At 71.0% G+C, this 17,196-nt stretch carries 18 protein-coding genes; 9 read left to right on the forward strand and 9 right to left on the reverse strand.

Annotation, left to right across the window (positions count from 1 at the left end; genetic code table 11):
- The 4 genes from AE652_RS00725 to AE652_RS00740 form a co-directional block, all read left to right on the forward strand.
- Nucleotides 1-1,180: Ig-like domain-containing protein (locus tag AE652_RS00725; RefSeq protein ID WP_107086323.1), on the forward strand; the 1,180-nt coding region annotated here is incomplete at its 5' end.
- A gap of 196 nt (nucleotides 1,181-1,376) precedes the next feature.
- A complete protein-coding gene (locus AE652_RS00730) occupies nucleotides 1,377-2,630 on the forward strand; it encodes an Ig-like domain-containing protein (protein WP_234348164.1) in 1,254 nt (417 codons plus the stop codon).
- Nucleotides 2,631-2,815: 185 nt separating this feature from the next.
- On the forward strand, nucleotides 2,816-4,060 hold the full coding sequence (locus tag AE652_RS00735) for an Ig-like domain-containing protein (RefSeq protein ID WP_049649064.1): 1,245 nt from the start codon (nucleotides 2,816-2,818) through the stop codon (nucleotides 4,058-4,060).
- Nucleotides 4,061-4,257: 197 nt separating this feature from the next.
- Entirely contained in the window at nucleotides 4,258-4,758 is a 501-nt protein-coding gene (locus AE652_RS00740) for an ATP-binding protein (RefSeq protein WP_053111920.1), read from the forward strand.
- 340 nt (nucleotides 4,759-5,098) lie between these two features.
- Here AE652_RS00740 and AE652_RS00745 read toward each other — a convergent pair whose 3' ends face one another.
- The 6 genes from AE652_RS00745 to AE652_RS00770 all read right to left on the reverse strand — a co-directional run bounded on the left by AE652_RS00745 (nucleotide 5,099) and on the right by AE652_RS00770 (nucleotide 8,508).
- Entirely contained in the window at nucleotides 5,099-5,542 is a 444-nt protein-coding gene (locus AE652_RS00745; RefSeq protein WP_049649065.1) for a hypothetical protein, read from the reverse strand.
- Complete coding sequence (locus AE652_RS43380; RefSeq protein ID WP_063780013.1) at nucleotides 5,542-5,952, reverse strand: helix-turn-helix domain-containing protein; 411 nt, start codon at nucleotides 5,950-5,952, stop codon at nucleotides 5,542-5,544. The genes AE652_RS00745 and AE652_RS43380 overlap by 1 nt, the downstream gene beginning before the upstream one ends.
- Nucleotides 5,953-6,015: 63 nt before the next feature.
- Nucleotides 6,016-6,375 carry a type II toxin-antitoxin system RelE/ParE family toxin gene (locus AE652_RS00755; RefSeq protein ID WP_049649066.1) on the reverse strand — a complete coding sequence of 120 codons (360 nt, stop codon included), beginning with the start codon at nucleotides 6,373-6,375 and terminating at the stop codon, nucleotides 6,016-6,018.
- Nucleotides 6,376-6,447: 72 nt separating this feature from the next.
- A complete protein-coding gene (locus tag AE652_RS00760) occupies nucleotides 6,448-7,314 on the reverse strand; it encodes a hypothetical protein (RefSeq protein ID WP_049649067.1) in 867 nt (288 codons plus the stop codon).
- A gap of 211 nt (nucleotides 7,315-7,525) precedes the next feature.
- Entirely contained in the window at nucleotides 7,526-7,726 is a 201-nt protein-coding gene (locus AE652_RS00765; protein ID WP_053111921.1) for a DUF397 domain-containing protein, read from the reverse strand.
- Nucleotides 7,723-8,508: a helix-turn-helix transcriptional regulator gene (locus AE652_RS00770; protein WP_049649069.1), complete on the reverse strand. Its 786-nt coding sequence runs from the start codon at nucleotides 8,506-8,508 to the stop codon at nucleotides 7,723-7,725. The genes AE652_RS00765 and AE652_RS00770 overlap by 4 nt, the downstream gene beginning before the upstream one ends.
- Before the next feature lie 184 nt (nucleotides 8,509-8,692).
- Between AE652_RS00770 and AE652_RS00775 the strand changes: the two genes are divergently transcribed.
- Together AE652_RS00775 and AE652_RS00780 are read left to right on the forward strand one after the other, a co-directional pair.
- Nucleotides 8,693-9,127, forward strand: a complete 435-nt coding sequence (locus AE652_RS00775; RefSeq protein WP_049649070.1) for an ATP-binding protein — start codon at nucleotides 8,693-8,695, stop codon at nucleotides 9,125-9,127.
- Nucleotides 9,128-9,227: 100 nt separating this feature from the next.
- Entirely contained in the window at nucleotides 9,228-9,755 is a 528-nt protein-coding gene (locus tag AE652_RS00780) for a GNAT family N-acetyltransferase (RefSeq protein ID WP_049649071.1), read from the forward strand.
- 84 nt (nucleotides 9,756-9,839) lie between these two features.
- Here the strand turns inward: AE652_RS00780 and AE652_RS00785 are convergent, their stop codons facing one another.
- Both AE652_RS00785 and AE652_RS00790 read right to left on the reverse strand, forming a co-directional pair.
- Nucleotides 9,840-10,061 carry a hypothetical protein gene (locus AE652_RS00785; protein ID WP_049649072.1) on the reverse strand — a complete coding sequence of 74 codons (222 nt, stop codon included), beginning with the start codon at nucleotides 10,059-10,061 and terminating at the stop codon, nucleotides 9,840-9,842.
- Nucleotides 10,062-10,107: 46 nt separating this feature from the next.
- Nucleotides 10,108-10,812 (reverse strand): hypothetical protein, encoded by a 705-nt coding sequence (locus AE652_RS00790; protein ID WP_049649073.1) that lies wholly within the window; start codon nucleotides 10,810-10,812, stop codon nucleotides 10,108-10,110.
- 263 nt (nucleotides 10,813-11,075) lie between these two features.
- On the opposite strand from AE652_RS00790, the gene AE652_RS00795 reads away from it, so the two are divergent.
- Nucleotides 11,076-12,233: an ATP/GTP-binding protein gene (locus AE652_RS00795; RefSeq protein WP_255357391.1), complete on the forward strand. Its 1,158-nt coding sequence runs from the start codon at nucleotides 11,076-11,078 to the stop codon at nucleotides 12,231-12,233.
- A 262-nt stretch (nucleotides 12,234-12,495) separates the two neighbouring features.
- The gene (locus AE652_RS00800; protein WP_234348165.1) at nucleotides 12,496-13,665 is read left to right on the forward strand and encodes a methyltransferase domain-containing protein; all 1,170 of its coding nucleotides are present in this window, start codon (nucleotides 12,496-12,498) and stop codon (nucleotides 13,663-13,665) included.
- Nucleotides 13,666-13,967: 302 nt separating this feature from the next.
- Here AE652_RS00800 and AE652_RS00805 read toward each other — a convergent pair whose 3' ends face one another.
- Nucleotides 13,968-15,227 (reverse strand): hypothetical protein, encoded by a 1,260-nt coding sequence (locus AE652_RS00805; protein WP_049649075.1) that lies wholly within the window; start codon nucleotides 15,225-15,227, stop codon nucleotides 13,968-13,970.
- A gap of 552 nt (nucleotides 15,228-15,779) precedes the next feature.
- On the opposite strand from AE652_RS00805, the gene AE652_RS00810 reads away from it, so the two are divergent.
- The gene (locus AE652_RS00810) at nucleotides 15,780-16,643 is read left to right on the forward strand and encodes a DMT family transporter (protein ID WP_234348166.1); all 864 of its coding nucleotides are present in this window, start codon (nucleotides 15,780-15,782) and stop codon (nucleotides 16,641-16,643) included.
- Nucleotides 16,644-17,196 lie beyond the last annotated feature (553 nt).

The following is a 17,196-nucleotide window of genomic DNA, read 5'->3' on the forward strand; positions in this document are numbered from 1 at the left end:
GGTGGGGCCGGGCGGGCGTACGGCCCCGGCGGCGCCCTCGCGGGCGGTGCTCTCGGTGCAGCCGGTGGACGGGGCGCAGGACGTGCGGCCCGAGGGGGCCGTCCGGGTGACGGTGGCGCAGGGGCGGCTGGTCTCGGTGCGGCTGGCGGACGGGAAGGGCACGGAGGTGCCGGGCACGATCGCGGCCGACGGCGGCGAGTGGGTGCCGGACGGGCCGCTGCCGCTCGGGACGGCCTTCACGGTGGACTCCGTGGCGGAGGACGACCAGGGGCAGCGGGCGGCGCAGCACTCGGCGTTCACGACCGTCACCCCGACGCACACCTTCGTGGCGTTCTTCACCCCGGAGGACGGCTCCACGGTGGGGGTCGGGATGCCGGTCTCGCTGCGGTTCAGCCGTCCGATCACCGACCGGGCGGCGGTGGAGAAGGCGGTGCAGGTCACCGCCGATCCGCCGGTGCCGGTGGCCGCGCACTGGTTCGACGGGCAGCGGCTGGACTTCCGCCCGCAGGCGTACTGGGCGGCCGGGACGAGGGTCACGGTGGCGCTGCGGCTGAAGGACGTGCAGGGCGCGCCGGGGGAGTACGGCACCCAGAGCCGGGAGCTGCACTTCACCGTCGGGCGGGCGCAGGTCTCCACCGTCGACCTGGACGCCCACACCCTGACCGTCCGGGCGGGGCAGGGCGGCAAGGTGGTCCGGGTGCTCAAGGTCTCCGGCGGCAGCCGGGACCACTCCACCTACCGGGGGGTGATGGTGGTGTCGGAGAAGTACAAGGTGACCAGGATGAACTCGCAGACCGTCGGCATGGGCGACGAGTACGACATCAAGGACGTCCCGCACGCGATGCGGCTGACCGCCTCCGGCACCTTCGTGCACGGCAACTACTGGGCGGACCCGGGGGTGTTCGGCGCCGCCAACACCAGTCACGGCTGCATCGGGCTCTCCGACGTCAAGGGTGGGGCGAGCAAGGACTCCCCGGCGGGCTGGCTGTTCGAGCACACCCTGGAGGGGGACGTGCTGGAGGTGAAGGCCTCGTCCGGGGACTTCGTGCCGCCGCAGAACGGGCTGAACGGCTGGAACGTGCCGTGGGAGCAGTGGGTGGCGGGGAGCGCGCTGGGGCGGGGGGCGACGGCCACCGCGTCCGCTTCGGCGGCTCCTCCGTCGGCTTCGGCGCTGCCGTAAGTCCCGTTCGCCCGTTACGTCCTGTCTTCACCACGGTTTCACGCCCGCGTCAACCGACTCCTCTCAGGATTCACTCGGACGGCTTAGCTATCCTGCTCCGGCGCGCCCGCAGCCCGGCCCGGAAAGATCCACGTCCGGTGCAACTCACGGGGGCACTCAACGCGTCAAGAGAGTGAATACCGGGAGGGGAGAAACCGTGAAGACGGGGAAGACGGCCGGCACCGCGATACGCACCACCAACCGCTACGGGCGGAAGAGTGCGATGGCGCTGGTCATGGGCGGGGTACTGCTGCTCACCGCGGCCTGTGGCGACGACAAGGGCAGTGGTTCGGGCGGTACGGGGGGTTCGGGCGGCGGCAGCGCGGCCTCGGCCGCGGCGGACGGGGGCGGGTCGGCCACGCCGAAGCCCTCGGCCGCGGTGCTGGCCGTGGAGCCGAAGGACGGTGCCCTGGACGTCCCGCCGAACGGGCTGCAGGTGTCCGTCTCGAACGGCAAGCTGACGACGGTCGAGGTGACCGACAAGGACGGCAAGCCGGTCGAGGGCGCGATCACCCCGGACGGCTCCGGCTGGAAGCCCGCGGGCGCGCTCGCGGTCGGCATGGCGTACAAGGTGAACGCCCAGGCGAAGGACGGCGAGGGCCTGGTGGCCGCGTCCACCACCTCGTTCACCACGCTGACGCCCGAGAAGAAGATCTCCACCAACGACAACATCAGCGACGGCGCCACCTACGGCGTCGGCATGATCGTCTCGGTGAACTTCAACAAGGACGTCAAGAACAAGGACGCCGTCGTCAAGGGCATCTCCATCGAGAGCAGCAACGGCACCGTGGTGAAGGGCCACTGGTTCGGCGACCGCCGGGTGGACTTCCGCCCGGAGGCGTACTGGGCGCCGGGCACCAAGGTGACCGTCAAGTACCGGCTGAAGAACGTCGAGGTCGCCCCCGGCATCTACGGCGACGTGGACAAGGACGAGCCGTTCACCATCGGCCGGTCGATGGTCTCCACCGCGGACGCCAAGGCGCACCAGATGACCGTCGAGCGGGACGGCAAGAGCACCACCCTGCCGGTCACCCTCGGCGCGGACGCCACGCCGTCCTGGGGCGGGACGATGGTGGTCATGTCCAAGGAGAAGGTCACCCGGATGAACTCGCAGACCGTCGGTCTCGGCGGCGAGTACGACATCCAGGACGTGCCGCACGCGATGCGGCTGACCACCTCCGGCACCTTCGTGCACGGCAACTACTGGGCCAGCCCGTTCGGCAAGACCAACGCCAGCCACGGCTGCGTGTCGATGCAGGACGTGAAGGGCGGCAGCGACTCCTCCGTCGCCGGCAAGTTCTTCAACGACTCGATGATCGGTGACCCGATCAAGGTCGTGAACACCAAGGAGAAGACCGTCGCGCCCTCCAACGGGCTCGGCGGCTGGAACGTCGACTGGGCCGCCTGGTAGGCCCCTTCGGCGTCTGTCGTCCGTCGTGCGGCCCGGTCCTCACTCGTTGGGGTCGGGCCGCCGCGGTTTCCGGGGCGAGCAGCCCCGCGCATGGCGCAACCTTTCCGGTGGCCGGTTGCGTATACCGGTCGGGTCCGTCGGGTCCACGGGGAGTTTCTCGGATCTTCTGAGGGAGGGAATCGACGATGAGGTCGATACGCAGAGTGGTGGCCGTCGGTCTGGTCGGCGGGGCGATGGCGCTGACGGCCGCCTGCGGTGGGGGCAGCGGGGCAAACGGGGGGAACGGGGGCGGGGGGAGCGCGGCCAAGGCCGATCTGGCGGCCGGCGCGGCGAGCGCCAAGCCCACGGAGGCGGCGCCCAGCAGCAAGACGCCGAAGGTCTCCACGGCCGCCGTGAGCATCGAGCCCAAGGCCGGCTCGGTGGACGTGGCGCCGAACGCGCTCAAGGTCGGCGCGACCGGGGGCAAGCTGACCACCGTCAAGGTGAGTGACAAGACCGGCAAGGAGGTCCCCGGGACGATCTCCGCCGACGGCGCCTCCTGGACGCCCGCGGCGGGCCTGGAGGTGGGCACCGCCTACCGGGTCAGCGCGATGGCCGCGGACGCCGACGGCGCGGTCGCCACGGCGGACAGCGACTTCACCACGCTGACCCCGACGGCGCTCGCCAAGGCCTCGGACAACGTGGACGACAACGCCACGTACGGCGTCGGCATGATCGTCTCGGTGAACTTCAGCAAGGACGTGAAGAACCGGGACGAGGTCGCCCGCGGCATCAGCTTCGAGACCAGCAACGGCACCGTGGTCAAGGGCCACTGGTTCGGCGACCGCCGGCTGGACTTCCGCCCCGAGCAGTACTGGGCGCCGGACACCAAGGTGACCGTCAAGTACCGGCTGAAGAGCGTCGAGATCGCCCCCGGGGTGTACGGCGCGGACCGGGACGAGCCCTTCACGATCGGGCGGTCCCAGATTTCGACGGTTGACGCCGCTGCGCACAAGATGACGGTCGTACAGGGTGGCCAGTCGAGCGAGATCGACATCAGCGCCGGCGCACCCGAACACCCCACCTGGAACGGCACGATGGTGGTCATGTCCAAGGAGGGCGTGGTGCGGATGCAGTCCAGCAGTATGCCCGGCATGACCGGCGCGCCGTACGACCTCCAGGTCCCGCACTCGATGCGGCTCACCGACTCCGGCACGTACGTGCACGGCAACTACTGGAGCAGCAGCAGGACCTTCGGCGAGGACAACGTCAGCCACGGCTGCGTGGGCCTCAAGGACGTCGAGGGCGGCGGCTCCGGCACGTCGGCGGGCAAGTTCTACGACGGCTCGCTGATCGGTGACGTGATGATCGTGAAGAACTCGATCCGGAAGGAGACGCTCGACCCGTCGAACGGGCTGAGCGGCTGGAACGTCCCGTGGAGCGCCTGGTAAACCGCCGCTGAGGTGGGGGAGGGGTCAACCCGGGATTGACGGAAGTCGGCCCGGGGGGACCCCTTCTTGCATCCGGCATATGCCGACGCGGAGAGATCGTTTGCTCATTGTCCGTACGCGGCTGCTTGCGTTCCGCAATGATGGTCCGCATGGCGGGTTGGGGCGAAGCAGATCAGTCATTGGTTTCCGGGGCCGGCGTGGTCGCCGAAGTGTCCTGGATCGACGTCCAGGGCGGCGGGCTCTCGGCGTTGGAGCGGCTCACCTCCGCGGAGCTGGAGGAGATGTATTCCAGCAGACTGTGCGACCAGTCCGCGCCCAACGAGGTACGGCTGCCCTCCCGGCCGGAGTCGGGCCCGGTGGCCCGTCGGCTGGTGCTCTCGGTCCTGGAGTCCTGGGAGCTCCACCAGCACCTGGAGGCCGGGGAACTGCTCACCAGTGAGCTGGTGTCCAACGCGGTGCGGCACGCGGCCGGCCGCACCATCGGACTGCACGTCAGCCGCAAGCCCGGCTGGCTCCGGATCGAGGTCCGGGACTCCTCCCGGGCGCTGCCCTGCATGATCCTCGCCGAGCCTCAGCCGGTGAACGAGCGCGGGCGGGGGCTGAGGGTCGTCGACGACCTCGCCGATCGCTGGGGCGCGGACCTGCTGCCGCGGGGCAAGGGTGTCTGGTTCGAGCTGAAGGTGCGCGAGCGGGGCTGAGGCGTCCGGCCGGTCGGCGCTTTTTTTGTGGGGAAACGCGCAGGGCCCCCGGATTCGCCGTGGTCCGGCGGGCGGGGGCCCTTGCAAGTCATCGCGCCGGCCAAGGGGGTGCGTGCCGCGCGATGGGCGTCGGCAGTGCCAGGTCGGGCCCGCCGAAGTCATCAACCCAGGGCGGCGTGCGGTGTCGCCCGCCGTTGGGCTGCTTCGACTATCGCATGGATCTCAGCATGCGGGCAAACCAGATGACTTCGAATGCAAGGCATGTTACGTAGTTCACCTTTGGATTTTGCATAGGTTAACGCTGCCGCCTGTGAATATTCATGATCACGGGCCTGCTTGCCTACTTCGTCGGCTGCCAGGGGTTGCGCAGCGAGAGCATCGGGGTGTCGACGCCGAGCCTCGTCGCGGTGCTGTGCAGCGACTCCCGCAGGTACGGGTAGAGCACGGTGACCCCGATCTGCTCGATGAACTGCCGCTGGAGGTCTTCCGCCAGTTCGAACGGCTCGCCGACGGAGAACGCGGCCGTCGCATCGACGGCGAAGTCCGCCTGGGTGCCGGCCAGCTCAAGGCGGCACCGCACTTCCAGGACGGTTCCGCCGTCCCGCTCGCGGAGCCATGTGAGGAGTGTCGTCCGGCTCTCCGCCTCCTCGCGATCCTCCTGCTGGTCGAAGAGCCGACGGCCTGAGACCTCCAGGAACGTGACGTCCAGGAGTTCGGCGGCCTCGGTGATCTCGCCGACGGACGCGAATCGCCGAGTCGGCCTGTCGGTGGACCGACCCGCCATCACGCCGTCACCGGCCTCTGGCTGTCCGGCTCCCAGGCCGCGGGTCGTGGCCCGGGCCCCCGTTCGCGGACGGCCACGTGGACCTCGACCTCCACGGGGGCCGGCTGCCAGGCAGGTGCGACGGCCGAGCAGGTGTGGTCGACCATGCTGTGGAGCCGGGCATCGACGGCCCGCGCGTAACGCTGCAGGGTGGAGTAGCGGGCGTCGCCTCCGACGCGTTCGAACTCGGAGACGGTCGACTGGGATGTCCCCATGCGCTGCGCGACCTCGCGCTGGGTGAGGCCGCGCTTCTGGCGGGCCACGACGAGCGTCTCCACCAGTGCGGCGTAGGCCTCGGCGTCTTCCAGGCCCGCTGCGGTGTGGGGGTCGTCCGGGTCGATGCCGAGTAGATCATGCAGTGTGGGTGCCATGGTCTCCCTACCCTCCCGTTGATTCAACAGTATCGCCCAAAGCCGATACCGAGAACCGGGTGCTCAGTCTTTTGGGTTACGGTTCCGCCAATCCTTGAGGCGCCTCTCAGCTGTGCTGAGCTCGCTCGGCGGGGTCTTCTGGGTCTTCTTCTGGAAGAAGGACAGCGCGAGGAGTACGAGACCGTCGGCCTCCTCGGCGTAGAGGAGTCGGAAGATGCGGCGGTTGCCGGTGAGCCGAACCTCAAGGAGGTCGCTCCCGAGGCTCTTGACGTCGCCCGGCAGGGTCTGCCTCTCCTGGACCCGCCGCATCAGAACGGCGAGTTTGGTCTCCTCGTGGGACGCGAGACGGGCCTTCTCCAAGTCCTTGCGCACCGGCGTCGATCCGTCCGCGCCCTCGTAGAAGGCCCACTGTCGTTCGTCCAACGCTCACCCGCCATGCGTCTCGCCCAATCTGTTTATAGGAAGTCTAGGGCCCTGTCCGCTTCGGTCGACATGTCAACGGATGTGCACCGCTTGGCTGTTGTGATCGCGAAGGGTGTCGCGGATCCGGGCGGCGTGGCGGTGGACGGCGGCCGGGGAGAGGGCGCCCGGGCGGGGTGGTGCGGCCGGTGGGGTGCCGGGGGTGCTGCGGCAGGCGCGGCAGAGGCCGCCGAGGAGGGCGTGCGGGCGGCAGGGGGTGCGGCAGTCGGTGCACTCGGGGATGGGGACCGGCTGTGGGGGTCGCGGGGCCTGCGGACGTTCGGGTGGCAGCTTGTCGATCAGGCGGCGCCGGGTGAAGCCCGCCGGGCTGTGGATGTCCGGCGGCAGGTTCGCGGTGAGCGCGGCGGTGAAGAGGGGGAGCGTGGTCCCCCGGTCCAGCCACTCGGCGGCGAGCGGTTCGAGCGCGGCGCAGTCGGCGGCGGAGAGGGCGAGGCGGGGGTCGACCAGGCCGAGGCCGGCGAGGGCGGCATAGGCGGCCGAAGTGGGGGAGGTGCGGTTGAGCGTTCGCTCCCTGGGGGGATCGGGTGCGGCGGGCGTTGACGCCTCCCCGGTGGAGAGGAAGTGCGCCCACCAGCCGTCGGAGCGGGGCGTCCGGGAGAAGTAGGTGCGGAATACCCAGCGGCACTGGCGGGAGTCGAGGCGCTCGCGGACGCGGCGCAGGTGACCTGCGGTGGAGAGCTTGGTGAGGGCCGAGCGGCAGGCCATCTGCCCGTAGTGGGGCTGGAGGACGGCGAGGGTCTTCGCGTCCATGGCGGCGCCGTCGGGGAGGCGGTCGATGAGCGAGGCGAGGTAGGCCTCGCGGGCCGGGAGGTGGGCGAAGTCGCGCGCGGAGCGGGGGAGTTGCTCCGGGGCGGACTGCTTGCCGTACCCAGGGGTGGCCATGGCGGTATCGTCGTGGGTAGCCACAGGATCGAACTTCGCTTTCGATCGTGCCGGTCAGACCCCCGTTCGGTGTTGGCGCACCGGCGGGGGTTGTTTCGTTGGTGCGCACGCTACACGGGGGAACCGGCTGTGGTGTAGTCGTGACGATAAGTCATATGTGCTGCGTATGAGGGTGGTTGGGAGGTAGTTACCTCACCGTTCCATTAAGGGGTCACTCGGCTCGTGCTGCTTGAGCTTCGGAGGCGAAGGCGACGAAGGCGGACCAGGCCTCGGGGGAGAAGGTGAGGGTCGGGCCGGCCTTGTCCTTGGAGTCGCGGACGTGGATGGCGGAGGGGGAGGAGGCGACCTCGACGCAGTTGCCGTAGTCGTGGTCGCTGTAGCTAGAGCGGAGCCACGGTTTGGTGGTGTTCATAGTTGCTCCAGTGTCTTTCGGACGAGCTGTGCTGATTCCTTCGCGTTCAGGGCCTGCGCGCGGATCATCGCGTGGCGTCGGCTGAGCCTGCCCACGAGTCGTGGTTCGGAGTGGAGCGCGTTCGTTTCATGTGTCTCAACATACGCATACTGCTCATTGTTGATCGTTTCCAAGATGGTGAGTGATCCCGCGAGGCCGGTAGCGGGTAGCTGCCCGATAGGTACGATCTGAATCCGGGAGTTGCGTGAGTCCTCGAAGTCAAGCAGCCGGTGGAGCTGCCCCTTCATGACCTCCCTGCCGCCGATAGAGGTGTGGAGGGCTGCTTCGTAGATGGTGAAACTGAACATCGCCTCGGGCTCCGCGAGCCGTTCCTGCCGCTTGAGACGGAACGCCAGGCGTTCTTCAGCGGTGGCGTCGTCCACAGGCGGAATCTGGTTACTGAGAACCGCCCTGGCATAGGCCTCGGTCTGCAGCAAGCCCGGGATGTGAAGAGCCTCGTAGAAGTAGCAGGCAACCGCCTCCTTCTCGACGTCGAAGAAGACATCACTGCGCGCTGGCTTGGTCTCGGGGAGGAGATAAGGCTCGGCCGCCGTCAGCATCCCCTGTGCGTCGCACAGTTCATCCGCCGCCTGAAGCATCTTGAGCGTTGGCCGCCGCCTCCCTGCCTCCATCGACCGGACGCTCTCGATGTCGTAGCTGGCTGCCTGGCTCAGCTGCTCCCGGGTCACGCCGGCCTTCGCCCGCCACCGCTTGAGCTGGTCGCCGCAGTACTTCCACGACATCGGATTCTCCTTCGGCGCGCTCACGGCCGGTACCCCTCCCTGCCCTGGTCACAGGGCGGTCAAGCTGTCGCTGTACATGCGGTGTAACTGTTGAGGCTATGCCCGGCTGCCGACGCTTGAAGGGTGAAACGGCCGAACTCAGCTCTCCCGAGTGACGCCGTCCGTACACCCCCCAAGGACTCTGATGCTCACTCAGCCCGTCGATGTCGTCGAGTGGATGTTCCCCCGGCTCCCCCGCAGCGCCGGCCGTGCCCGTATCCGGTTCATCCGGCAGGCCTTCGAGTGGGAGGTGCCCATCGACTCCGCCGAGACCGGGCTGATCCTCCTCAGCGAACTCGTCACCAACGCCTGCCGCCACGCCCGTTCCCCGCGTGACCGGATGATCGGTGTCCGCGTTCTCCTCCCCACCGACTCCCTGCTCCGGATCGAGGTCTCGGACGCGAACTCCACCCTCCCGACCCCGTGCGACGCCTCTCCGGAGGACGAGTCCGGCCGGGGGCTCGAACTCGTCGCCGCCCTGGCCACCTCGTGGGGCGCCCACCTGCGCGGTGACGGCTACATCGGCAAGACGGTCTGGTGCGAACTCGCCCTCCCCACCCCGGCCAACCCGCACGGCTGAGCCCGCGACCTGCGGAGACGCGCAACTGGCGCTCCGCCGGAGCGCGTCCTGATCTTCGACGGCGTCGGCAACCGGCGCCCGAGAGGATCAGGAGACCTGTATGCGCCCGCTGCCCTGGCCGCCCGCCCCGATCAGGACCGAGCGGCTCGTACTCCGCGAGCCCGAGGCCCGGGACCGTGCGGCGTTCGTCGAGCTGCTGGCCTCGGCGGAGGTGAACACCTACCTCGGTGGCCCCAAGCCGCGGGACGAGGTCGAGCGCGAGATGCCCGGGGCGCCCAGCCGGAGCCCCGGGGTCTTCGCCGTCGATCTCGACGGGGAGACGATCGGCCAGGTCCTGCTCCGCAAGGAGGCGGGGCGCCTCGGCCGGGTCGGTGAGCAGGCCGAACTCGGCTACCTGTTCCTGCCGCAGGCCTGGGGGCGCGGCTACGCCGCCGAGGCGTGCGCGGCGGTCCTCGACTGGTTCACCGGCGTGCTGCCCGGCGAGCCGGTGGTGCTCGCCACCCAGACCGCCAACCTCCCCTCGATGCGCCTCGCCGCGAAGCTGGGCTTCACCGAGGTGGAGCGCTTCGAGGCCTTCGGCGCCGACCAGTGGCTCGGCCGGTGGTCCCCGGAGCCGCACCGGGACTGACCGTCCCCGCCGCCGGTCCCGTTGCCAGCCGCGCGAGAAGTCGACCCGGCCGACTTCTCGCGCTCAACCCCCGTGGTGGGGGCGTCAGTTCCACGGCTCCCGGTCCGGGTCCTCGCCCAGCACCTGGGCGGCGGCCGCACAGAGGTCCCGGCCGTACAGCTGGTTGCTGCCGTACCCGGAGCCCCACAGGTCGGTGGCGGCCCGGGCCACGGCGCGCCAACTGAACTCCTCGTCGACCCGCCAGGTGCGAACCTGCACGGCCATCTCCGTGGTGACCGTCGACGGGTCCACAAGGTTGGGTTTCATCTCAGCGGCTCCAGGTCGTGTCCGACGATTCCGGCCGGACCGTCGATCAGTCCTTCTCCTCGACCTCGACGGCCGCCCGGATGTCCAGCGTGCGCCGGGCCAGTTCCCCGGGCTCGCTGGCGCCCGTCTCGTCGACGACGATGCCGACGGTGTTGCCGTCCGCCCAGGCGCAGGTGGTCTGGGGCACGGCCGGGAAGTCGAGCACCGCGCAGTCCATCGCGCCGCCGAGGGGGCCGGCCGGGTAGTCCTGGCGCCCGACCACCACCGGGTCGTCCGACGGGGCGCCCGCCGTCTGCGTCTCCGTGCCGAAGTACTTGTCCAGCTCCCGCCGGACGTCCGGGAAGCTGCCGGTCAGCCCGATCACGGTCAGCGTGGTTTCGGTCGACCCGGCGGCGCCGTAGCCGGCCACCGTCAGCTCCCGGTACGGCCGCAGGGCCGTCATCTGCCGCTCGTAGTCGGCGCGCAGGGTCAGGACGCTGTCGTCGTCCGGGAGCCGCACCTGGTCGCCGATCCGGTCCGCGAGCACGATCCGGTGCCGCGTCGGCGCGCCGAACCCGGTCACCGCCGCGACCGTCACCGCGGTGAACAGGACGACGACCACGGCCCCCGCGATCACGGCACTGCGGGGCACCCGCCGGTACCAGGGCAGCGGAGCCACCGGCTCCAGGGTGTTCGCCCAGATCGCCCGGAGGCCGCTGGGCTCCTCGGCCCCCTGGACACTCTCGGACCCGGTCGTATCGTCACTCTGCACGGGCCCGGATCCTACGGCAGCGCCCGGAAGCCCCGCCGGGGTTTTCGCGGCGCCGACGCCACCGGTGGCACCCGCATCCCCGACCTCACGGGACGGAACACCCGGGGCCGTCGTGGGTGGCGCGGCCATCCGCCGGCCGCGCGAGAAGTCGGCCCGACCGACTTCTCGCGCTGGTCGGGGGCCTCGGCGAGTGAGGTCTGTTCACTTGCACAGAAAGGCCCCACAGCCCGCGAAGGGGGGATCACAGATGCCACCGCTCGATCATCGATGCCCTGGCGTACATGACCAGGATGGTCGTCAGCTCGCATCGCGACGCGGAGCCGGACGGGGGCGTGGCCCGGCAACCCTTCCGGCTCGAAGAAGCGGCGCGCGGGGAACCGTCCTGGTACGTGGTGGACCTGCTGATCGACGGGATCCGCTACACCTACGGGTTCAGCGTGGACGACGACCGGGTGGTCGACGAATGGCTGCACAGCTTCCCCCACGGCAGGAAGCGCAAGATCTTCGAGCGTTCGGTCGACGGGCTGGAGATCGGTGACTCGCAGCACCGGCGAGAGCTGGAGCTGGTCGAGAACATCACCGAGCCCAACGTCCTCTTCATGTCCCTCGCGGCACGCTCCCGGCAGGACGACTTCCGCCCGGTGTACGACTGGTTCGCCCGAAGCCTCCAGTTCAGCCGGCGAATGCAGGGCCCTGGCCGCATCGGTACAGCGCGGATCCTCGAAAACCCGGACCGGCACCCTGAGTTCATCGCGCTCCTGCGTGCCGCAGACCTCGGGATCGCGGAATGCGGCACGGAGCGCGTGCTGCTCGACGAGGAAGAGCTGCGGAAGCGCTACGGTACGCGCATTCCGCCGTGGCGGCTGGAGGAACTCGAAGAGCACGGACCGCGTGAGGTCATGCGCCCCTGGATAGGCCATCGCGGGCGCGACGGGATCGTCAGGATGGACGTTTCCGAGGAGTCCGAGGGCACCCAGGCCCTGCTGCGGCAGGCACCTCTCTTCATGGGGGCGCTCCGTCGGGGTGGCACCTTCGTGGTGGACGAGATCGATTCGAGCCTCCACCCGATCCTGACAGCGCGCCTGATCGGGCTGTTCCAGGATTCCGCGACCAACCCGAACGGTGCCCAGCTGATCTTCACCTCGCACGATGCCAGCCTGCTCGGCCGAACCGACGGCGAGGACGTCCTGCGGCGGGACCAGGTCTGGTTCGTGGAGAAGAACGAGCACGGCGAGACCGAGCTATTCACCCTCGCCGACTTCAAGCCGAGCCAGGAGGAGAACCGCGAGCGGCGGTACCTCGGCGGGAGTTACGGCGGCGTGCTGTACATCGACGACGATCTTGCCAGCGCCATGGCGGCGCGGGGGGACGATGATGGCAAGGGCGGCGAAGCCGAGCGGACGCAAGCATCCCTGTTTTGACACGTCACGGGCCTGATGCGCAGGAAGTCGGCCGGGTCGACTTCCTGCGCGCACGCGCCCCTGGCAGCTCCCGCACGCCGCTACCGCCTGGTGCGGTGCCGCGCCAGAGTGATTGCCGACCGTTGCACCCGACCGAAGGGGAAGCCACGATGGGTGAGCACGAGAAGCCGCCGCCGGACCCCGGGCAGGGAGCGCCCCCACCCGGCAACGCCGATGGCGAGGTCCCGCCCCAGCCGCCGTCCGACGGAAAGCACCGCAAGTAGTGGCCGCTGACGAGGACTTGGCCGGGTGCCGGACGCGCCTGGACTCGGCGATGGAGCGGGGCGGGGCGTGGCCGGTCGACTCGCCATGGCTACGCGACGCCTTCGCCGTGCTGCCGCGTGACCGGTTCGCGCCGGACCGGTTGTGGCGGTGGGACGGTCGGGCCTACGTGCCGGTCGACCGCGCGGTGGATCCGGCCGGTTGGGCGGACGAGCTGTACTCCGGGGTCTACTCGGCGGCCGTCACCCAGCTCGACGGCGGCCGGCCGTCCTCGTCGCTGTCCGCGCCCTCCGTGGTGGCGGACATGCTGGACAGCCTCCGCGTGGAACCGGGGCACCGGGTGTGGGACCTCGGCACCGGCCAGGGCTGGACGGCGGCACTGGCCGCCTGGCGGGCCGGGCCCGGCCTGGTGGTCGGCACCGAAGTCGACGAGCGCCTGGCCGCGTTCGCCCGCACCCGGCTCGCGGCCGCCGGGCTCGACGCCGAGGTGACGGCGGGCGACGGCACCGACGGCGGGGTGCCGGGGGGTGGCCAGGTCGACCGGCTGCACGCCACCTACGCCGTCGAGACCGTCCCCTGGTCCTGGGTGAAGGCGGTACGACCGGGCGGACGGATCGTCTACCCCTGGGGCCGGCTCGGACACATCGCCCTCACCGTCGCCGACGACGGACAGTCCGCCACCGGCTGGGTCCAGGGCCTGGCCCAGTTCATGGGCGACCGGCACGCTCCGGCCCAGCCGGACGGTGGGCCCGCCGCCTATGCGCAGGTGCGCGGTGACACCGAACCCGAGACCAGCAGGGCGTTGAGCCGCGACCCGGTCGGCCTGGAGGACTGGCACCTCCGGTTCGCGCTGCGCGTCGCCGTCCCGGACGCCGTGCTGCTCACCGCCCGGGATGCCGACGGCACCAACGCGTGGATCCACGACGGCCACCGGTCATGGGCCACCCTCGTCGCACGGAGCGACGGTGAGCTGCCGCAGCTCCTCCAGGGCGGGCCGCGCCGCCTCGGCGACGAGGTGCTGGCCGCCTGGTCCCAGTGGGAGGCGTTGGGCCGCCCCGACCTGTACGACTACGGCATCACCGTCACCCCTGACTCCCAGTGGGCCTGGCAGGGCGCCCCGGACACCGGCCCGAGATGGCCCATCGTCGGCCTGCACCCGGCCGCGCGGTGACCGTGCGACCTGCCAAGGAGCCCCGGCGCTCACGCCCGGGGCGGCCGCCGCGTCGCGCTGGTCGGGCCGCCCCCTCGGGCAACGGAGCCGCGCTGAACGACGTTCTCCGGCGGTTCGGGCAGGACGAGGGCTTCGCGGCGGATGTGGCGTCCGCTCGCGCCGAGTTCGCCGTGCTCGCCGTGTTCGCCGACGACGCGGCCAGGGGCGCCGTCACCGCCGCTGACCCTCTCTCCACCTGAGGGGCCTGCGCGAGAAGTCGGACCGGCCGACTTCTCGCGCTTCGGGGCGCGTCGATGACGCCTTCAGGAGATCGAGAAGCCCATCTGGTTGACCACCGGCGTCATCGGCACGTACAGCACCTGCGCGTAGCAGGTCGTCTGGTGCGCCGTCGATCCGGGCGGGCAGGCGACCTCCGACCGGGCGGCGACGATCACGCCGCGGGCCTCCATGTCGCCGTTCGGGCCGGACGGGTTCGCCAGTGCGGGGCCGCCGCTGTCGCCCTTCGCGGCGACCGCCCGCCGGTCGCCGCCCTTCGACTCCGCGATGTCCACCGGCTTGATCTTCGTACCCTCGTCGTTCGTCGTCTCCACGTCGACCCGCTTGACCTGCACGTCGCACCTCCACCCCGACTGGGCGCCGCTCAGGCAGATCAGGTCCCCGACGTTGTTCCGCCCGGCGCCGTACGTGTGCCGGGACGAGCCGCCGTTGTCCGACCAGGAACCGTCGTAGAACCGGCCGCCGCCGTTCCCGTTGACCGCGATCATGCCGACGTCCAGGCCGTTGCCGACCGCGGCCAGGTCGCCGATGTAGCTGCCGGTGCCGTTGTAGTACCGGCCGCCGCCGCAGTGCGCGGCGGTCAGCACCACCTTCGTCCCGCCCTTCCAGCCGCTGAACGCCGTCGAGCAGAACGACGCCTTTCCGGTGTTCACCTCGGCGCCCGCGTAGTACGGCGCGCTGTCGGAGTGCCGGTTGCCGGACAGCGCCACCGGTGTCTCCTCGACGCCGGCCGACACCGGCATCCCGGCGATCTCGGCGGCCCGCGAGGAGTACGCCTGCACGGTCGCGTCGCCGCCGGTCAGCTGCTTCGCCGGCGCCGGCGCGTACGTGATCGCGATGGCGGTGCCGTCCTCCTGCGGGCCGATCGACGTCCACGCGTCCCGCGCCACCGCGGCCGTGAACCGGTCGATCGCGGCGCGCATCTCCGCGCGGGAGTACGGGCTCGGATGGACGTCGACGGTGTAGCCGGGGCCGACGTCCGCGGCGTTCGCGTCGAGCAGGGAACGGACCTGGGCCGGGGTCTCGCCCTTCCAGTAGATGTCGGCGTGCTGGTTCGCCGCGTCGATCACCGTCCCGGCGTAGCCGGCCGCCGCCGGATCCCGGGACTCCACCCACTCCTGCACCGGGTCCGTCATGTGGTGGAGCAGCTGCTGGGCCTTCGGATCGCGGAGCACCGGCAGGGTCACGGACAGGTAGGGCTCGTCCTTCACGACGTCGGCGGCCATCAGGGCGGAGGCGACCACGGTGGTAAGGGCCAGGGACAGCACGAGGCTGGAGCGGCGCACGAGCGGGTCCTTCCGGTGGGCCGATGGGGTCAACACTCAGCGTAGGGAGGAATGAACGGTCCGCTACGGTCCGGAAGTCGAGGGCGGGCCGCCGGTGGTTGCACGGCCGAGGAGACGCGCCCCCGGGAGGGGCGTGACGGCCTCCCGGGGGCGCGTGGGGCGGGCGGCCACCATCGCCCCGGACCCCGCGACTGCCGCGAGGAGACCGTTCCTGCGGGGTGAGGACGCGTCAACGGCCCTCGCCGCATGAGAAGTCGGACCGGCCGACTTCTCACGCCCGCCGGTCGGTACCATCGACGCGTGAACCTGTACTGGCACGTCGTGCTGCCACCGCTCAGCGCCTGATCGGGCGCGCGCTTCGGTGGCTTGACCCCCCACGACCCCGGCTCGGCCCGACAGTGGCCGCCGTGGGCCGGCGGCGTGCGCCCGTTCTCGGAAACCCGTTCCCCTGACGGTCTTCGACGACGGAAGTTCACGACTGTGCCGAATCGTTTGTCCTCACCTGCCCGCACCCTCCCCACGGCCCCCCGCCGCACCCGCCCGCGTGGCGGCGTGGCGCCGATCCTGACCGCCGCCGTGCTCTGGGGCACCACCGGGACGGCCAGTTCGCTGGCACCCGCAGGCGCCCCGGCCGCGGGAATCGGAGCCGCCGGGCTGGTCCTCGGCGGGCTGCTCCTCTTCCTCACCGACCGCACCGCCCGCGTACTGCCCCGCGAGTGCGGACCGCACGAGCGGTGGCTGCTCGCGGCCGGCGCCGTCGCGGTCGCCGGATACCCGGTGACCTTCTACCCGGCCGTGAGCCGTACCGGCGTGGCCGTCGCCACCGTCATCGCGCTCGGCAGCGCGCCGGTGTTCACCGGACTGCTCGGCTGGCTCACCCGACAGGGACGGCCCGGCGGACGCTGGGCCGGGGCCACCGCGCTGGCCGTACTCGGCTGCGCCCTCTTGGTGCTCGGCCCCGAACTCGCGGGCGGCAGCGCGACGGTGGACCTGCCGGGTGTGCTCCTGGCCGCGCTCTCGGGACTCTCGTACGCCGTCTACTCGCTGATCGGCGGGCGGCTGATCGCCGGCGGACACCCCTCCGGCGGGGTGATGGGCGCGATGTTCGGCGGCGGAGCGCTGATCGTCCTCCCGGTACTGCTGTGCGGCCCCACGGGCTGGCTGTTCACGCCGCGCGGGGCAGGCGTGGTGCTGCACCTCGCGGTGATCACCACCTTCCTCGCCTACTGGCTCTTCGGCCACGGCCTACGCCACACCACCGCCCAGACCGCCACCACCCTGACCCTCGCCGAACCCGCCGTCGCGGCGGTCCTCGGCGTGGCCGCCCTCGGCGAACGCCTGCCCACCGTCTCCTGGTGCGGCCTCGCCGTCCTCGCCGGAGGCCTGGCCTTCCTGGCCCTCCCAGCCCGCCGCTAGCGGTCCCGGGGGTGCTCGCACTGCAGGAACGCTGCCGAGGGGACAACCGCGCGATGTGGTCGGGCACTTTCCCCGGCTGCTGTCCCGGATCGCCTGTGGGGGCGCAGGTCTGTCGGTGAACTGACCGATGCCGTCCGCGCGCTGAGGTTCGTCGTCCGTGCCGTTCCTACTCGACCTGCTCGGGGTGCCACACATGGTCCGCAAGGCCGAGTCGCCGTCGAGGGCTCGCCGTCGTGGCCGGAGGGCTAGCCTTCCTGGCGCTCCCGGCTCGGTGGTAGGGGCCTCGGCCCGCGCGAGAAGTCGGACCGGCCGACTTCTCGCGCGCGGGCCCCGGGTCATTCGCGCTGCAGGAACTCTGCTGAGGGGAGAGCCGCCCGATGCGACGGGGGCTCCGGTCGGCACGGCGTGAGCTGTCGGTCGCAGCCCGGCTTACAGGCGGCCGCGCGGAGGGCGTCCACGCGGGCTGGTCGGTCGAGGCCTCGCCGTCCTGGCCTTCCTGGCGCTCCCGGGTCGGCGGAAGGAGCGTTGGTCTGCGCGAGAAGTCGGGCTGGCC

Origin of the sequence: Kitasatospora sp. MY 5-36 (assembly GCF_001182915.1) — a bacterium.
Taxonomy (GTDB): domain Bacteria; phylum Actinomycetota; class Actinomycetes; order Streptomycetales; family Streptomycetaceae; genus Kitasatospora.

Bases quoted from the DNA above. Each gene is read 5' to 3' on its own strand.
- AE652_RS00735 (WP_049649064.1), top strand. From the start codon at position 2,816: ATGAGGTCGATACGCAGAGTGGTGGCCGTCGGTCTGGTCGGCGGGGCG.
- AE652_RS00745 (WP_049649065.1), bottom strand. From the start codon at position 5,542: ATGGCGGGTCGGTCCACCGACAGGCCGACTCGGCGATTCGCGTCCGTC.
- AE652_RS43380 (WP_063780013.1), bottom strand. From the start codon at position 5,952: ATGGCACCCACACTGCATGATCTACTCGGCATCGACCCGGACGACCCC.
- AE652_RS00760 (WP_049649067.1), bottom strand. From the start codon at position 7,314: ATGGCCACCCCTGGGTACGGCAAGCAGTCCGCCCCGGAGCAACTCCCC.
- AE652_RS00765 (WP_053111921.1), bottom strand. From the start codon at position 7,726: ATGAACACCACCAAACCGTGGCTCCGCTCTAGCTACAGCGACCACGAC.
- AE652_RS00770 (WP_049649069.1), bottom strand. From the start codon at position 8,508: ATGTCGTGGAAGTACTGCGGCGACCAGCTCAAGCGGTGGCGGGCGAAG.
- AE652_RS00775 (WP_049649070.1), top strand. From the start codon at position 8,693: ATGCTCACTCAGCCCGTCGATGTCGTCGAGTGGATGTTCCCCCGGCTC.
- AE652_RS00780 (WP_049649071.1), top strand. From the start codon at position 9,228: ATGCGCCCGCTGCCCTGGCCGCCCGCCCCGATCAGGACCGAGCGGCTC.
- AE652_RS00785 (WP_049649072.1), bottom strand. From the start codon at position 10,061: ATGAAACCCAACCTTGTGGACCCGTCGACGGTCACCACGGAGATGGCC.